Source organism: Lysinibacillus fusiformis (assembly GCF_002845985.1).
Taxonomy (GTDB): domain Bacteria; phylum Bacillota; class Bacilli; order Bacillales_A; family Planococcaceae; genus Lysinibacillus; species Lysinibacillus fusiformis_D.
Genome location: NZ_PDFK01000004.1, coordinates 49,520 through 64,526, shown reverse-complemented (window position 1 = coordinate 64,526; position 15,007 = coordinate 49,520). Strand labels below are relative to the sequence as shown.

The window sequence follows — 15,007 nt, the reverse complement described above, 5'->3', positions numbered from 1 at the left end:
TATGCTCCAAGGTCAAGGTTCTTTTTGAATAATAGTTAAAAAAATGAAACGGTTATTTAGTGGCAGTCGTTTATAGTGTAAGAAGGGGAGGTGGACGGCATACTTGAAGAAATAATCGATGAACATGCAGAACATTTATTACGTCTCGCCTATTTTTACGTGAAAAACCGGCAAACAGCCGAGGATATTGTACAAGAGGTCTTTATTAAATTTTCTCAGCGTGGCTATGAGGAGCGAGGGCAGCTACGTGCTTATTTATCCACGTTAACGATTAATCAAAGCAAAGATTATTTAAAAAGCTGGCATTATAGGAAATTACTATTCCAAGAAAAACTATTTCCGCTACAGGGGCATAAACAGCGGGATGAGCTCGTTGCAGCAGAGGAACGATCTCAGATTGGGGCAGCCATTTTAAAATTGTCCTTAGCCTATCGTGAGCCCGTCATTCTTTATTATTTTGAAGAAATGAAGATTCGTGATATTGCTCAGCTACTAGGAATTGCAGAAAATACGGTGAAAACAAGGCTGAAACGGGCAAGAGAAGCATTAAAGCCCCATCTAAAGCAGGAGGAATGGGAGGTGCTAGGGCATGAATGATATACAGAAGGAATTAGTCAATGTAGCAGGGGATGTGACAGTGAGCAAAGAAAGAGTCAAAAAACATGTGTTACAACAGCCGACTAACAGAAAAAAATCTGTACGATTCACGCTATTAACGGTTGTGCTCACTCTTTGTGTTGTGGGTTTTATAATGATGCAGCTTTTAACGAATGAAACAAAGCAGACGACCGCCCTATTCCATGAAAGGCAACTGGAGCACTTTGAGCGTATTAGCCATATGATACGGTCAGGGCAAGAGCAGGCATATTATAAAGAGGAGGCGTATTTTTCATATGAAAAACTTGTTGCCTCCTACTATTTTGCGAAATCATTAGGGGTTACCTATTCTAAGGAAGAGTTAGAGGCAGAAAGAAAGAAACAGGTTGAGCAATTGGAAATGCTACAGCAATCGCCTGAATCTAAAGCTTTTTTTCTCGGACTAGAGCCGAAACAATATGTGAAAACATACCTTGAACCCCTTCTACCAATGTATACCGCTAGGACGAAGCTGTATGCGATATATCAAGAAAAATATCCAACCTTTTATGCTTATCAAGAGGTAGCCAATATTGATGCCAAACGGTATTTCCAAGCGCATTTTGCTGAGCAGGCAAGAACCTTTCAAAAGGAGCATAACATCGAAATACGTACCAGTGCACATGGCTCTTCAATGGTCGGCACAGTTGCGAAGGTCGAATCGAATGTTTTCTTATTTATAGAAGGAGTGATTCCTGAGGATCTTAATCATATGACGGAGGGACAGCTTGCGGAAAAATATGAACAAGCCGATTGGTATCCTGTGCTGGATGAATTTCCTGTCAAGCAAGGCGATTATATTACTTTCACTTCAATGGGAACAGGGAGCATTGAGGAAAACGGAGTCATAAGAAAATATGGTTTATTAACTAAATTGGAAAAACTAGAGCCAACCATTACAAAGGTGCTTGAGCTGGAAAATGAACAAGAAGTCGCTCAGTTTTTGCAGGATGTCCCATGGCAGCCAGCCAATAAGATAGCAAGACCTCCCGAGTATTCTTTTCAGGTTGATGGCGTGCGTATCGAAATGTGGAAGGGCTATGGTGGATCTCTTTATCTTCAAAAGGTAGGGAGTGGAGAAATCCAGCTGAATGCTAAAAGAGCAATGCAGTTAAAAGCGCTAATAGGTTTACAGGAATCTTAGCAAGTCTCTTTGAAAGAGGCTTGTTTTTTGTTGAGGAGAAAATTATAGTGAAAGTACCATGTTAAAATAACTTTTCATTACATCTAGGATAAAATACATAGAGATATTTGTTGTTAGGAATAATTGCTTAATGATGGGAAATTAAATGAGTCCAAAGAATTGTAATATTTTGTGTGCAAAGGTAGTATTAAAGAAGTAAGGGTGAAAATAAGGGGGAGCGGTATGAACACACAAGAATTTGAAGAATTATGGATTACGCTCAATGAATTATATAATGCTGATCGCTTTTTAGAATATATAGAAATAAGTAGTGCCGCAATCGAGAGTGCCATTGAGCTTGGAATGTATGATAAGGCTATCCTGCTATTGCGCTATAGTTGTGCTAGTTATTTTCAAACGGGTGATCTACAGCTTTCCATCAGTGTCCTTGAACAATATCGTGAGCTAACCTTTCAACATGGCAATGATATCGATTTAATTCAATACTACAATTTAGCCGCTATTTATTGGGGAACATTTGGTCATTTAAAGAAATCAGAAGAGTTAATGCTGAAGGGCTTAAAAATAGCTGAAACGATTCATCATGTGGAGAGTATGGGGAAAATTTACAATAACCTAAGTGATTTAGAAATTTCGATGGGCAACTATCGCACAGCCAAGGAATTTGCCCTAAAAAGTCTTTACTATTCGAATGCATTTGAAGTGAAGCATAAAGAGCCCTATACAGGGGTTATGTATCCTAAAACGAACCTAGCTGTTGCACTTATCTGGCTGGAAGAATTTGATGAAGCGAACGAACTCTTACTAGAATTGCTGGCAACGATTCAAGATCCGCCTTATTCGAAAGTACAACTAGAGGTATTCAATGCGTACGCCTTCCTATGTGAAAAACAAGGGCGTATCAGTGAAGCCATTGATTTATATCAAAAGACGAAACATTATGCCCTGCAAAACAATGACCTGTCCTTGCTGCAAATCATTTATAATTCTTTAGTGAAATTAATTGAGGCACAGGGCAATAAAATTGTGTTATGTGCTATACAAAAAGAATTTATAAATATTTTATTAGAAATTCAACGTGAAAACTATTCACATGTATTGTTTGAAATGGAATACAACGATCATAAGAAGCAATTTGAAAAAAATGCCTATATGGATCCGCTGACAAATATCTACAATCGACGCTATTTTGATGAACAGGCGAAAAAGATGGTTGAAAAAGCGGCCGAAAGTAATCAGCAACTAGCTTTAATGATGGTGGATTTAGACCATTTTAAAGAAATCAATGATATGAATGGACATTTAATTGGCGATGATGCGTTGACGAGTACAGCCAAAGCATTAAAGGACTATTTTGAACCGTTTGAGTCCATTGTTGCTCGTTTTGGTGGGGATGAATTTATTGTGCTAAGTCAGGTTAAGGAAGGGGAATCGGTGCAAATATTGGCTGATAATCTTTATCACGCATTAACGGCATTGTCTCTGGTAGTGAATAATGAAAAGGTTCATTTGGAATTTAGCATTGGAGTAAGTACCAATCAGCAAGGCAGCATTGTAAAAGTGGAAGAACTAATCCAACATGCAGATGAAGCGCTCTATAAGTCCAAGCGCAATGGTCGCAACCAAATTACGCACTATAATCATTATTCCGATGTGGGAAATGGTATATAAACGAGGGAGAGGCATATCTGCATAGGAAGTGCCTCTTTTGTGTAAGTTGTCAACTAATGGTTTGGATTGATTAAGCCATAATAAACAATATCTTCGAAAGCACCATTTTTATACACATGCTGTTTTAGGGTTCCCTCATAATGCATCCCGCATTTCTCCATGATTTTGCCGGATGCAGGATTGGATTGAAAATACTGAGCATAGACACGATGATACTTTTTCTCTTGAAACGCAAAGGCGATGATTGCTTGGGTTGCTTCTGTCCCATAGCCATTTCCCCAATAGTGCTCCCCAATCCAATAGGCGATTTCGCCCCTTTGATGTGGTTGCTGATTGGACAACCCTATCGCCCCATATAATTGCCCACTAAGTTTGTCTGTTATAGCCCATTCATAGAGGCGATTCTCCTCAAAGTTTTGTTGATGAGTGGCTATCCATGACAATGCACAATCTATTGTATAGGGATAAGGTACGTTCAGTGTGCTTTTGTAAATGGCATAATTGTTACATAAAACACTTACCTCAGGTGCATCTGCTTCTGTAAAAGGGCGGAGTAATAAACGCTCAGTCTCCATTGTTTTTTCTGCTGCTCGGTAAATCATCGAATTCCTCCTTTGTCTTCAGCGATATTTTTTAAAGCTTGAGAAGATGAATCGATTATAGCACAATAAAAGGGAAAATAAACCAAATAACAGTTAAAAATACATCTTGAATCAGAATAAATATTTATTGAAAAACGATAAAAATTATGATAAATTGTACAGGAGAATAAATAAAAGAGGTGCGTCAGATGAAACGAGAAACGCTCTTTTTAAAGATAGCTGTTTTTCTAATGGGAATACCGGTTCTTGCCTTATGTCTATTGGTAGTTCCTCGTGTAGCGATAGGGGCAGCACAGCATTTTCCGAAAACAACCATTTTTGCTTTACTAGGTGTTTATGCAACGGCCATCGCCTATTTTGTTGCTCTGTATACGACGATTAAACTACTAAGCTATATCGATCAAAATATTGCGTTTTCAGAACGATCTGTGAAAGCTTTAATCAATATTAAATATTGTGCAATTATCATTAGTGGTGTATACGTGGTAGGCATGCCACTGATATACTATGTGGCGGAAGTAGATGATGCCCCTGGTCTTATTATTATCGGAATGGTTATTATTTTTGCTTCCTTTGTCGTGGCAGTCTTTGCTGCTGTGCTGCAAAAGCTTCTAAAAAATGCCATCGATATCAAATCAGAAAACGATTTAACGGTTTGAGGTGAATACTATGGCAATGATCATCAATATTGATGTAATGCTGGCAAAACGAAAAATGAGCGTAACAGAGCTTTCAGAAAAAGTGGGCATCACGATGGCAAACCTTTCTATTTTAAAAAACGGCAAGGCCAAAGCCATCCGTTTTTCAACATTAGAGGCCATTTGTGAGGCATTGAATTGTCAGCCTGGCGATATTTTGGAATATCGAAAGAACGAGGACACGCAAAAATAAGAGTCTGCTTCATGCAGATTCTTTTTTTTGTAGGAATTATTGCCAGTAATAGCCGTCCTATGATACGATAAAGGAAAGATATATCGACAGGCAGTCGGTCAAATGTAAGGGGTTGTGATTATGAGGGAAATGAAGAAGGCGGAAGAGCGTCGCAATGAAATATTAGATGCAGCAGACGAATTATTTACACAGAAGGGGTTTGACGGTACTAGCACCAGCAATATTCTTGAAAAAGTGGGCATTGCACGGGGCACGCTTTATTATCACTTTAAGTCTAAGGAAGATATTATGGATGCCCTCATTGAGCGTTATACAAGTACGATGCTTGCAAAGGCAAGAGCGATTGCAGAAGACAAAAGCATTGCTGTGAATGAGCGCATTCTACGTGTTGTGATGGCATTAAACATACAGCATGAAAATGGTGGTCAGGAGATTATGGAGCATGTGCATAAGCCACAAAATGCATTAATGCATCGAAAAATACAGCAGGTGGTGATGAATCAAGTGCCACCAATCCTTACGGCCATTATTCGTGATGGTATTGAACAGGGCGTTTATCATACTCCCTATCCATATGAGTGTATGGAAATGATTATCGCCTATACCAATGCTGTATTCGATGATGATTTAGTGCTGATGACAGATGAAGAACGAGCGGCACGCATTCCAGCATTTATCTTTAATGTTGAACGAATGCTTGGAGTGGAAAATGGTAGTTTGCTCTATATGATGCAAATGTTTGGCAAGGATGGCGAAGGTAGTACGACATAAATACGAATGAGGGTCTTATTGGGTTTGACGGTAGTTAAAAACTTCCAAAGAGGTGACCTATGTATTGGAAATTTGTGCGAAACGATATGGCAAAGAGCAAGCTTATAGCAGGTATCACGATACTGTTTGTGGCAGCTGCTGCTATGCTTGTCACGCTCTCGGCAATGCTCATTGTCCATTTAACAAGTGCGATGGAAACGATGATGGAGCAAGCAGAAACGTCTCATTTTCTACAGATGCATGCAGGCAAAATTGATCAAGCACGACTCACTGAGTTTGCGGAACGTGATGAACATGTAGACGAATTTCAGGTCAATGAATTTCTCAATGTAGATGGTGCCAAGATCCATATTGCTGGCACCACACTAGCGCATAGTGTACAGGACAATGGCTTTAGTACGCAAAGTGAGAAATTCGATTATTTACTGGACCTGGATGGTCATGTAATTGAAGTGGCGAATGGCGATATTTATGTGCCAATAGGCTATTGGAAGGATGGGACAGCTAAACTGGGTGACACCGTGATTGTTCAAGATAAGCACTTGACGATTGCAGGATTTTTACGAGATTCACAAATGAATGCTATGCTGGCCTCTTCAAAACGCTTTCTTGTCAGTGAACAGGACTATGCAGCCATCCAGGGAGCGGGCACGGTTGAATATTTGATTGAATTTCGGTTAAACGATTTGGCTGAATTAAAGGATTTTGAAGAAGCCTACACACGTGCAGGGTTAGAAGCGAATGGACCATCCATTACGTTGCCGCTCTTCAAAATGCTAAATGCACTATCGGATGGGCTAATGATTGCTGTCATTTTATTAATCAGCCTTCTTGTAGTATTCATTGCTTTTATGTGTATTCGTTTTACATTACTCACGAAGATGGAAGAGGATTATCGCGAAATTGGTGTCATGAAAGCGATTGGCATTCGAGTTGCGGATATTCAAAAGATGTATTTTGCCAAATATGCTGTGATCACGGTAATAGGCTGTATGCTAGGGTTTGCTAGCTCTTTCTTGCTTCGAAATAGGCTACTTGAAAATATCCGTTTGTTCATGGGGGAAACGGGCAATACCTCACTGATTTGGCTGTTCACCTTCATCGGGCTATTGCTCGTATTTATCGTGATAATGGGCTATGTACAATCTGTTCTGAAACAATTTCGCAAGCTATCAGCCACTCAGGCGTTGCGTTTTGGTACAACACAAGGAAAAACACAGCATACAAAATGGTTGAACCTCAGCTCAAATAAAAGACTTCCCATTAATCTCTTTCTTGGGGTGAAGGATGTCCTGTCACGGAAAAGGCTGTATGCCACTATGCTGGCCGTCTTACTCCTGGCAACATTTATCATCATCGTACCTCATAATTTACACAATACGATTGCCGCCAAAAGCTTTATGACGTATATGGGCATTGGCAATAGTGATATTCGAATAGATGTCCCACAAAGCAAGCAAACTGCCCAGCAGGTGGCAGCTGTCATTAAGACATTAGAACAAGACAAAGCAATCGAGCATTATAGTGTGTTGACGACAAAAAAGTTCGCGACAATGGCCGATGATGGCTCGGAAGCAAGCTTAAAAATAGAGCTGGGCGATCATACAATCTTCCCAGTAGAATATGCACATGGCAGGGCGCCAATTGCCCACAATGAAATCGCGCTTTCTGTGCTAAATGCTGAAGAGCTTCACAAAAAGGTTGGCGATGCTATGTCATTGATCATTCATGGTGAAGTGAAGGATTTGATTGTTAGCGGCATTTATTCTGATATTACGAATGGTGGCAAGACAGCAAAGGCAGCTTTCTTTGACCATTCTACAGAAAGTATGTGGAGTGTCATCTATGGAACGATGTCTAAGCCATCGCAGGTCGAGGAGAAGCGAAAGGAATATGCAGAAACATTTTCTTTTGCAAAGGTCTCAGGCATTGATGATTATATCAACCAAACCTTTAGCACGACCATCCATGCCATTGAAAAAGCATCTCGTGCAGCACTTGCCATAGCCCTCTTGCTGTGTTTGCTCGTCACGCTGTTATTTATGAACATGCTAATGGCGAAGGATCAAACATCTATCGCTATTATGAAGGCATTAGGCTTTACCAACAGAGATATCGCTACACAATATGCGGCTCGAGCCGTGTTTGTTTTACTATTGGCTATAACAATGGGGACGTTCCTCGCCAACACGCTAGGTGAGCTTGTGACAAGTACGGTTATCGCATCATTTGGTGCGGCTTCATTTAAGTTTACGATTCAACCTCTAGCGGCCTATGTTTTTTGCCCATTAGCGCTCACAAGCGTTGTTCTGCTAGCTACACTCATAAGTACGTCCAGGGCGGGGCATGTCAAAATGATGGACCATATAAAGGAGTAGAACCTTATGAAACTAGTGAGTGGTAAGCAAATAGCAAAGTCATTTCAGGTCGGCGATGAACAGTATAATGTGTTAATGAATATTTCCGTTACAATAAATAAAGGGGAGTTCGTTGCCATTATGGGGCCCTCTGGCTGTGGGAAATAGACACTCTTGTATGCACTTAGTGGGATGGACACTATCGATCATGGGCAAGTGATCTTTGATGGCATGGATTTAGCCTCACTTCGTGACAATGAGCTTGCGGATTTGCGCAGAACAAGAATGGGCTTTGTGTTTCAGCAGCCGACCTTTCTAAAAAACTTAAATATCCTTGATAATATTTTGTTACCTGCGATGCGTGATCAACGAAAAAATGTGAGCATCTTAACAGACAAAGCGCTGTCCATCATGGAAAAAATGGGGATTGCGGATTTAGCAAAGCGAGATTTGACACAAGTTTCTGGCGGACAATTGCAACGAGCAGGCATCTGTCGTGCATTGATTAGCGATCCTCTAATGATTTTTGGAGATGAACCAACAGGTGCTCTAAATTCAACGTCTGCACAGGAAATCATGGATTTATTCACGGTCATCAATAGCGAGGGCACAACAATCATGCTCGTGACACATGACCCAAAAATTGCTGCCAGAACGGAGCGTATTCTCTTTATGTGTGATGGAGCCATCGTAAATGAGCTACGATTGCCCACCTTTACAGGCATAGATTTAGACGATAGAATGGCCAAAGTAGTGGCTACTATGCGAGAAATAGGTATTTAAATAGATGAGAATCCGTAATGATTAAAAAATTACGGATTTTTTTTGTGAAAATTGAATCGTAATGGCAGTGGCGTCCGTCAGTAGTGTAGAAAGAAGGTGAGAGCAATGATGGATATTGAACAGATAATCGAGGAGCATGGTGATTACTTGCTAAAGGTCGCCTATCTATATGTGAAAAATAAGACGACAGCAGAAGACATTGTGCAGGATGTGTTCATCGCCTTTTATCAAAAGCAGGAACAGTTTCGCCAGGAAGCATCATTGCGTACATATTTAGTGAAAATGACGGTTAATCGAAGTCATGATTATTTACGGAGTTGGAAAAGCAAACGGCTGACACTGTTTGAAAAGATTACAGGGCGCACGACAACGGTTACACCTGAAAAGGAGATGCTAGAGAAATCCGTCAAAAAAGAGCTAATGGAGGCATTGTTTACGTTATCAGTCGCCTATCGAGAGGTCTTGATTTTGTATTATTTTGAGGAGATGACGACTGTGGAAATTGCCCAGCTCGTGCATTGTCCAGAAGCAACAATTCGTACAAGACTACAGCGAGCTCGTAAACAGCTGGCAGCAGCAATGGGTGACTTTGATTGGGAGGGGCTACGTCATGAATCAATTTAAAGAGGATTTGCTTAAGGAGCTACAGGATGTCAAGCTCTCACAACAGCGCAAGCAATTAATCGCTGACAAAGCGCGACGACAAGGGCAACGTAAAACAGGAGGGGAATGGACATATCGTCTCGTGCTGGCAACCTTTACTGTTTTCGTCATTGGTTTTAGCTATATTTTGACACAGCAAAAGGAACAGCGTACCACAGGACAGCAAGCAGCTAGTACATCATCAGATACATGGCACTGGTGGTCCCTTTTTGACTCCGATTACGTAAGAGGCATGTTATTGCTTGGTATATTTATCGGAGCAACTTTTATTGTCAAGCGTTTGTTAGTGAAAAAAGGATATGGCCTACCTGTTTGTATTGAATGTGGGGAGAGCTGGTCTGAGAAAGATGCACGTAAGTTGTATCGCAAAAATGGTGAAATTGTGTGCCCTCATTGTGGACAAAAACAATATCGCACAAAAAAATCTATTCAAATCAGTGGTGTGATGACGATGCCAGTGCCGTTATTGATTATGCTGCAGCATGTTTTCCAACATTTTGTTATCGGACTTATTTTCTTTTTAGTGGGCATGTTCTTTTATCATCATCAAATTGCGCCATATGTGTTTAAGCTGCAAGAAAAAGATCCAATGAATGAACCTTTATGGTAATCATTTTGAAAGGAAATTACTATTGTAATCTAGCAATTTCCTTTTTTATTCGAAAATAGATTGACAACGGTTTTTATTTGCTTTATCTTTGTGTTAACTTATTTTAATTATTGGTTAACGCACAAGGGGAGGCTTTTTACATTGAAAAAAGGAAGTACATATCAATACGTGTTAGCAGCATTTGGGGCAGCGATTATCGCCGTTCTAGCACAAGTAACGATTCCACTACCACTTATTCCGATTACAGGACAAACTTTAGCGGTTGGAATTGTCGTAACCATTTTAGGGACAAGATTAGGGACGATATCTGTCCTGCTTTATATACTATTAGGCGCAGTAGGTTTACCTGTATTTAGCGGGATGTCAGGCGGACTCGGGATTTTAGTTGGTCCAACAGGCGGATATATCGTCGGTTTCCTTGTCACAGCGATTATTATGGGCTTATACTTAGATCAATTTGGTATTACATTTGTTCACGCTATTATTGCGAATATTATTGGCATGATCATCACATTAGCGTTCGGAACAGTGTGGTTAAAAATTGTAGCAGAATACACGTGGACAGCTGCCTTTATGGGTGGTGTTGCACCATTTATCGTAGTGGGGATCGTCAAAGCGGTACTTGCAGCGTGGATTGGTGTCATTGTCCGTCGTCGCTTAGAGAGCGCACATTTAATTGAAGCAACAGCATAGGACATGGGAGGAATTGTTTTGGCAACATTATGGACAGGTGGCAAGATTTACACGATGGCTCAGGTTGGTGAAACAGTGGAAGCAGTCCTTGTAGAAGATGGAAAAATTGTGGCGACAGGCTCAGTGGAGAGCTTGTCGCCACTAGCTGCTTCTATCCAACATTTACAAGGACATGTAATGTATCCAGGCTTTGTCGATAGTCACTTACATATTATTGGTTACGGTGAAAAGCTCAAGCATATTGATGTCTCCACAATTACAAGTAAAGAGGCATTACTGAAGAAGCTTCAAGAGCGAATGTCCAAAGCTACGGCACAGGAATGGGTCATTGCAATCGGGCTAAATGAAAACCAATTTGATGAACCGATTTTGCCGACATTAGCGGAGCTGGATGCACTTGGAGAAGCCTATTTAATCATTAAACGGAGCTGTCATCATTTAATTTTAGCGAATTCCAAGGCACTTGCCTTTGCTGGCATTACCAATGATACACCTTCACCAGAGGGCGGTGTCATTGACAAAGTCGACGGTCAGCTCACAGGTGTACTAAAGGACGCAGCATTGTATTTAATTGTCAACCATATGCCGCATATTACACCTGCGTATATCGAGGATGCTTTGGCAAAAGCGGTGGCCTCGCTCCAAACCTATGGTTTAGTAGGAGGGCATTCTGAGGACTTAAGCTATTACGGACCACCAAGCCAACCGATTCTGGCTTATCGTAAAATCGTGGAGGCACAGCAATCCTTTAAAGTTCATTTATTACAGCATCATACGGTCTTTGAAGAGGTCGCAAAAATGGATTTAGCCTCATCACCATTTTTAGAGTTTGGCGCTATGAAAATTTTTATTGACGGAGCCTTTGGCGGTCGCACGGCGGCGCTACGTCAACCGTATAGTGATGACCCTAACAATGCTGGGATGCTCATTCATACAACAGAGCAATTAACAACCTATGTTCAGCTTGCTCGTCAGTACGGACAAACTGTGGCCGTGCATACGATTGGAGATTTAGCAATAGCAACGATTTTAGACGTTTTTGCGGCCTATCCGCCGCAGGATGGTCAGTTTGATCGCGTGATTCACTGTAGCTTAGTTGATGATGAACTATTAGCCAGACTAGCTACTTTACCTGTTGCGGTAGATATGCAGCCGCAATTTGTACAGGGCGAATATCAAGCAGAGTTATCGAGACTTGGAGAGGCGCGCGCTCAAGGCTTACATCCTTTAAAATCACTTCTTGACCGAGGGCTGATTGTGGCAGGGGGCAGTGACGCCCCGATTGAGGTTCCCAATCCGCTACAAGGCATTTACGCTGCTGTCACAAGAAGAAATATTGGCGAAAGCCATGAGGGCTATAATCCGCAGGAGAAAATTTCACGGTTTGAGGCCGTCCATCTGTATACCGTAGGAGCAGCCGAAATAATCGGTCAGTCACATAAGCGTGGCAAAATTGCAGCAGGCTATGCAGCCGATTTTACGGTTTTACAGGAGGATCTTTTTACTGTAGATATTGAACAACTACCACATATACAAGTAGCTTGTACGGTGGTGGATGGGAAGATGGTATATGAAAATCGCTGTGAAGGATAACCTTTGCAGCGATTTTTTCTCGGTCTATTGTTTGTCAGCAAAATTTTTTACTTGCTGCTCTAAGCTCGATACACGTTTTGTTAAGTCCTCTACTTGCTGTTGCATGGTTGGTGGAGGAGGCACAGGGACGGTTGACTTCATTTTTTTAATCATATGAATCATCACGAAAAAGATAGCTAGAAACATACATAAAAGAACAGTTGTACTAATGATATCGCCAAGAGTGAATTTCATGTTTGCGCTCCTTTCTCTAGTGGGTATCTAGTTATATACTGGATAGCAACATGAAAAGTTTCAAAAAAAATGGAGAAAGTCACGATAAATACACAAATCTTCTCTTACTTTGATGTATAGGATACTTGAACAAATTGCTATTTTAGCGGCTTTCAGTACTGTGCTATAGCTATTTGAACATACGTTAGAAGAGAGCTATTCTAACAGCATGACAGGGGTGAGTACGTGCACAAGGCAGGACAAGTAATGCGACAGGCTGTCCACAATATTTATGCGTATCGGTTAGATTATGTACAAGTTTTCGCATTGATTAGAATTTTTCAGTTTTTATTGATAATCCCTGTAACCTCGATCGTCTTGAAGCTCATGCTCCGAGTAACAGGGTATACACATATTACTGAGCAAAATTGGCAAAGCTTTGTGGCGCATCCCTTTGTCATCATGATGATTTGTCTATTAATTTTGCTGTTTTTATTATTTGTTTATTATGAAATGGGCTTTCTCCTTCTCATGGCCTTTCATCAGCAAAGGGGGATGCGCTATCGCTTTCTTCCTTTATGGCAGCAATTGAATCGAAAAGTTATTTATTTTTTTAGTGTCCAAGTCTTATTTTTAATTGTCTATCTTGCCCTATTAATGCCATTAGCTTCCTTTATGCTACCACTTACCTTAACGCAATCCGTTTCTCTGCCACATTTTTTAACAGACGAAATAATGAGCAGTCGAGCTGGTAGGCTAGCATATGCTGCGGTGGCAAGCATCGTAGTGATGATTGGCATTCGTAGTATTTTAACGTTACCAATTTTTACAATTCAGCCCAACATCTCGATTCTACGTTCCTTTAAGCAAAGCTGGCGTTTTTCTAAACGAGGTTTATTTGAACTGTTAGTATTATTAGCGATGCTTTTAACAGGTCATTTGCTAATGATGCTAGGAATAACGGTCATCAGTACGTTTCCGCTCTATTTAATAGAGCGCATAATGCCGAGCGCAGCATTGGTCACAGCGGGGCTTACACTTGCCTTGTTGGAAATGGTCTTTGTAGTGCTATTTAGTTTATTACAGGCTATGTTTTCACAAGTCATGGTTGCCATTACGTATAACACGCCAGTGCTAGGCAAAGTCAGAGTGGCTACCAAGAGACAGCGACGCTATAAGCCATTACTATTGATCAGTTTCATCGTTTTTATCGTATTAAGTATGATGAACATCAATTCTTTAGAGAAAAGTGTTTATGCCCCAGATACTAAAATTATTGCCCATCGAGGCTATGTTGCAGGTAATGTAGAAAATACGATTAGCGGGTTAGTAAATGCAGCGAATGCGGGGGCAGATTTAATTGAAATCGATATTCAGCAAACCGTAGATGGTGAATTTGTTGTCTTTCATGATCGAACATTAAGACGGCTAGCCGGTAAAAACGGTGTCATTGCGAATATGACCCTAAGTGAACTAAAGTCATTAACCATTCACCAAAATGGCTACAGCGATAAAATTGCATCTTTAGAGGATTGTATCGAAATTGCCAAAGCGTTAGATGTGGCGTTATTAATCGAATTAAAGGTGCACGGCCAAGAAACGGAAGATGTTTTACCTAAATTAGTCGAGAAGCTACGTCAATACAAGGTGCTGGATTCCTACTATGTGCAATCCGCTGATGTACAGAAAATGGCGCAATTAAAAAAATTGGTGCCCAATTTGCGAGTGGGCATTGTCTATGCACTCAACATCGGACCAATGGAGGAAAATGTTGATTTTATCGCATTAGAGGAATCCTGGGTAACCGAGCAGCTGATTGAGGAATTAAAGCAGCACCCAACTGACCTATTTGTTTGGACACTCAATGACGACCGTTCCTTGCAAACCTTTATTGAAAAAAACGTCAGCGGCGTCATCACCGACCACCCCGACGTCGCCCGCGAGCTAAGAGCACAACAAAGCGAACATCAATACTTCTTACAGCGCATCCTCAATCGACTGCGATTTATCTTTTGAGGAAGCGAAGTGAATGCTCGCGAGCGAAGTGAATACTCGCGGAAGGAGAGTGAATACTCGCGGAAGGAGAGTGAATACTCGCGGAAGGAGAGTGAATACTCGCGGAAGGCAAGCGAATACTCGCGGAAGGAGAGTGAATACTCGCGGAAGGAAGGTGAATACTCGCGGAGGGAGAGTGAATACTCGCGGAAGGAAGGTGAATACTCGCGGAAGGAGAGTGAATACTCGTGGAAGGAGAGTGAATACTCGTGGAAGGAGAGTGAATACTCGCGGAAGGCAAGCGACAACCCGCGAAAGTAAAGCGAACACCCAGATGCCCTCAAATCAAAGCGAACAACATAAGCGTTTCATCATACGCAACCGT

14 protein-coding genes and 1 pseudogene are annotated in these 15,007 nt (G+C 41.1%); 13 read left to right on the top strand and 2 right to left on the bottom strand.

Features of this window, described 5'->3' with window-relative positions; translation table 11 throughout:
• Positions 1-90 precede the first annotated feature (90 nt).
• The 3 genes from CRI88_RS14935 (at position 91) to CRI88_RS14925 (ending at position 3,451) form a co-directional block, all read left to right on the top strand.
• The gene (locus CRI88_RS14935; protein WP_101966791.1) at positions 91-597 is read left to right on the top strand and encodes a sigma-70 family RNA polymerase sigma factor; all 507 of its coding nucleotides are present in this window, start codon (positions 91-93) and stop codon (positions 595-597) included.
• Entirely contained in the window at positions 590-1,780 is a 1,191-nt protein-coding gene (locus CRI88_RS14930) for a hypothetical protein (protein WP_058843722.1), read from the top strand. Before CRI88_RS14935 ends, CRI88_RS14930 begins: the two co-directional genes overlap by 8 nt.
• Before the next feature lie 222 nt (positions 1,781-2,002).
• Positions 2,003-3,451: a tetratricopeptide repeat-containing diguanylate cyclase gene (locus CRI88_RS14925; protein ID WP_058843721.1), complete on the top strand. Its 1,449-nt coding sequence runs from the start codon at positions 2,003-2,005 to the stop codon at positions 3,449-3,451.
• A gap of 53 nt (positions 3,452-3,504) precedes the next feature.
• On the opposite strand, the gene CRI88_RS14920 is transcribed toward CRI88_RS14925, so the two are convergent.
• Positions 3,505-4,053 carry a GNAT family N-acetyltransferase gene (locus CRI88_RS14920; RefSeq protein ID WP_058843720.1) on the bottom strand — a complete coding sequence of 183 codons (549 nt, stop codon included), beginning with the start codon at positions 4,051-4,053 and terminating at the stop codon, positions 3,505-3,507.
• A gap of 188 nt (positions 4,054-4,241) precedes the next feature.
• On the opposite strand from CRI88_RS14920, the gene CRI88_RS14915 reads away from it, so the two are divergent.
• The 9 genes and pseudogenes from CRI88_RS14915 to CRI88_RS14875 all read left to right on the top strand — a co-directional run bounded on the left by CRI88_RS14915 (position 4,242) and on the right by CRI88_RS14875 (position 12,414).
• Complete coding sequence (locus tag CRI88_RS14915; protein WP_036117275.1) at positions 4,242-4,712, top strand: DUF2975 domain-containing protein; 471 nt, start codon at positions 4,242-4,244, stop codon at positions 4,710-4,712.
• Positions 4,713-4,722: 10 nt separating this feature from the next.
• The gene (locus CRI88_RS14910; protein WP_036117277.1) at positions 4,723-4,944 is read left to right on the top strand and encodes a helix-turn-helix domain-containing protein; all 222 of its coding nucleotides are present in this window, start codon (positions 4,723-4,725) and stop codon (positions 4,942-4,944) included.
• A gap of 120 nt (positions 4,945-5,064) precedes the next feature.
• Positions 5,065-5,715, top strand: a complete 651-nt coding sequence (locus CRI88_RS14905) for a TetR/AcrR family transcriptional regulator (RefSeq protein WP_058843719.1) — start codon at positions 5,065-5,067, stop codon at positions 5,713-5,715.
• Between the two features lie 59 nt (positions 5,716-5,774).
• Positions 5,775-8,093 carry an ABC transporter permease gene (locus CRI88_RS14900; protein ID WP_089932416.1) on the top strand — a complete coding sequence of 773 codons (2,319 nt, stop codon included), beginning with the start codon at positions 5,775-5,777 and terminating at the stop codon, positions 8,091-8,093.
• Positions 8,094-8,099: 6 nt separating this feature from the next.
• A pseudogene (locus CRI88_RS14895) lies at positions 8,100-8,855 on the top strand (ABC transporter ATP-binding protein).
• A 105-nt stretch (positions 8,856-8,960) separates the two neighbouring features.
• Positions 8,961-9,479 carry a sigma-70 family RNA polymerase sigma factor gene (locus tag CRI88_RS14890; protein WP_089932412.1) on the top strand — a complete coding sequence of 173 codons (519 nt, stop codon included), beginning with the start codon at positions 8,961-8,963 and terminating at the stop codon, positions 9,477-9,479.
• Positions 9,466-10,128: a TIGR04104 family putative zinc finger protein gene (locus tag CRI88_RS14885; protein ID WP_036117294.1), complete on the top strand. Its 663-nt coding sequence runs from the start codon at positions 9,466-9,468 to the stop codon at positions 10,126-10,128. The genes CRI88_RS14890 and CRI88_RS14885 overlap by 14 nt, the downstream gene beginning before the upstream one ends.
• A 141-nt stretch (positions 10,129-10,269) precedes the next feature.
• Positions 10,270-10,821, top strand: a complete 552-nt coding sequence (locus CRI88_RS14880; protein WP_036117296.1) for a biotin transporter BioY — start codon at positions 10,270-10,272, stop codon at positions 10,819-10,821.
• An 18-nt stretch (positions 10,822-10,839) separates the two neighbouring features.
• A complete protein-coding gene (locus CRI88_RS14875; RefSeq protein ID WP_089932410.1) occupies positions 10,840-12,414 on the top strand; it encodes an amidohydrolase in 1,575 nt (524 codons plus the stop codon).
• A gap of 24 nt (positions 12,415-12,438) precedes the next feature.
• Here the strand turns inward: CRI88_RS14875 and CRI88_RS14870 are convergent, their stop codons facing one another.
• Positions 12,439-12,648 carry a hypothetical protein gene (locus CRI88_RS14870; RefSeq protein WP_089932408.1) on the bottom strand — a complete coding sequence of 70 codons (210 nt, stop codon included), beginning with the start codon at positions 12,646-12,648 and terminating at the stop codon, positions 12,439-12,441.
• A gap of 225 nt (positions 12,649-12,873) precedes the next feature.
• Between CRI88_RS14870 and CRI88_RS14865 the strand changes: the two genes are divergently transcribed.
• The gene (locus tag CRI88_RS14865; RefSeq protein ID WP_101966790.1) at positions 12,874-14,643 is read left to right on the top strand and encodes a glycerophosphoryl diester phosphodiesterase membrane domain-containing protein; all 1,770 of its coding nucleotides are present in this window, start codon (positions 12,874-12,876) and stop codon (positions 14,641-14,643) included.
• Positions 14,644-15,007 lie beyond the last annotated feature (364 nt).

Excerpts from the sequence above, each read along its gene's own strand:
- CRI88_RS14930 (WP_058843722.1), top strand. The coding sequence starts at position 590 with ATGAATGATATACAGAAGGAATTAGTCAATGTAGCAGGGGATGTGACA.
- CRI88_RS14925 (WP_058843721.1), top strand. The coding sequence starts at position 2,003 with ATGAACACACAAGAATTTGAAGAATTATGGATTACGCTCAATGAATTA.
- CRI88_RS14920 (WP_058843720.1), bottom strand. The coding sequence starts at position 4,053 with ATGATTTACCGAGCAGCAGAAAAAACAATGGAGACTGAGCGTTTATTA.
- CRI88_RS14915 (WP_036117275.1), top strand. The coding sequence starts at position 4,242 with ATGAAACGAGAAACGCTCTTTTTAAAGATAGCTGTTTTTCTAATGGGA.
- CRI88_RS14910 (WP_036117277.1), top strand. The coding sequence starts at position 4,723 with ATGGCAATGATCATCAATATTGATGTAATGCTGGCAAAACGAAAAATG.
- CRI88_RS14905 (WP_058843719.1), top strand. The coding sequence starts at position 5,065 with ATGAGGGAAATGAAGAAGGCGGAAGAGCGTCGCAATGAAATATTAGAT.
- CRI88_RS14900 (WP_089932416.1), top strand. The coding sequence starts at position 5,775 with ATGTATTGGAAATTTGTGCGAAACGATATGGCAAAGAGCAAGCTTATA.
- CRI88_RS14890 (WP_089932412.1), top strand. The coding sequence starts at position 8,961 with ATGATGGATATTGAACAGATAATCGAGGAGCATGGTGATTACTTGCTA.
- CRI88_RS14885 (WP_036117294.1), top strand. The coding sequence starts at position 9,466 with ATGAATCAATTTAAAGAGGATTTGCTTAAGGAGCTACAGGATGTCAAG.
- CRI88_RS14870 (WP_089932408.1), bottom strand. The coding sequence starts at position 12,648 with ATGAAATTCACTCTTGGCGATATCATTAGTACAACTGTTCTTTTATGT.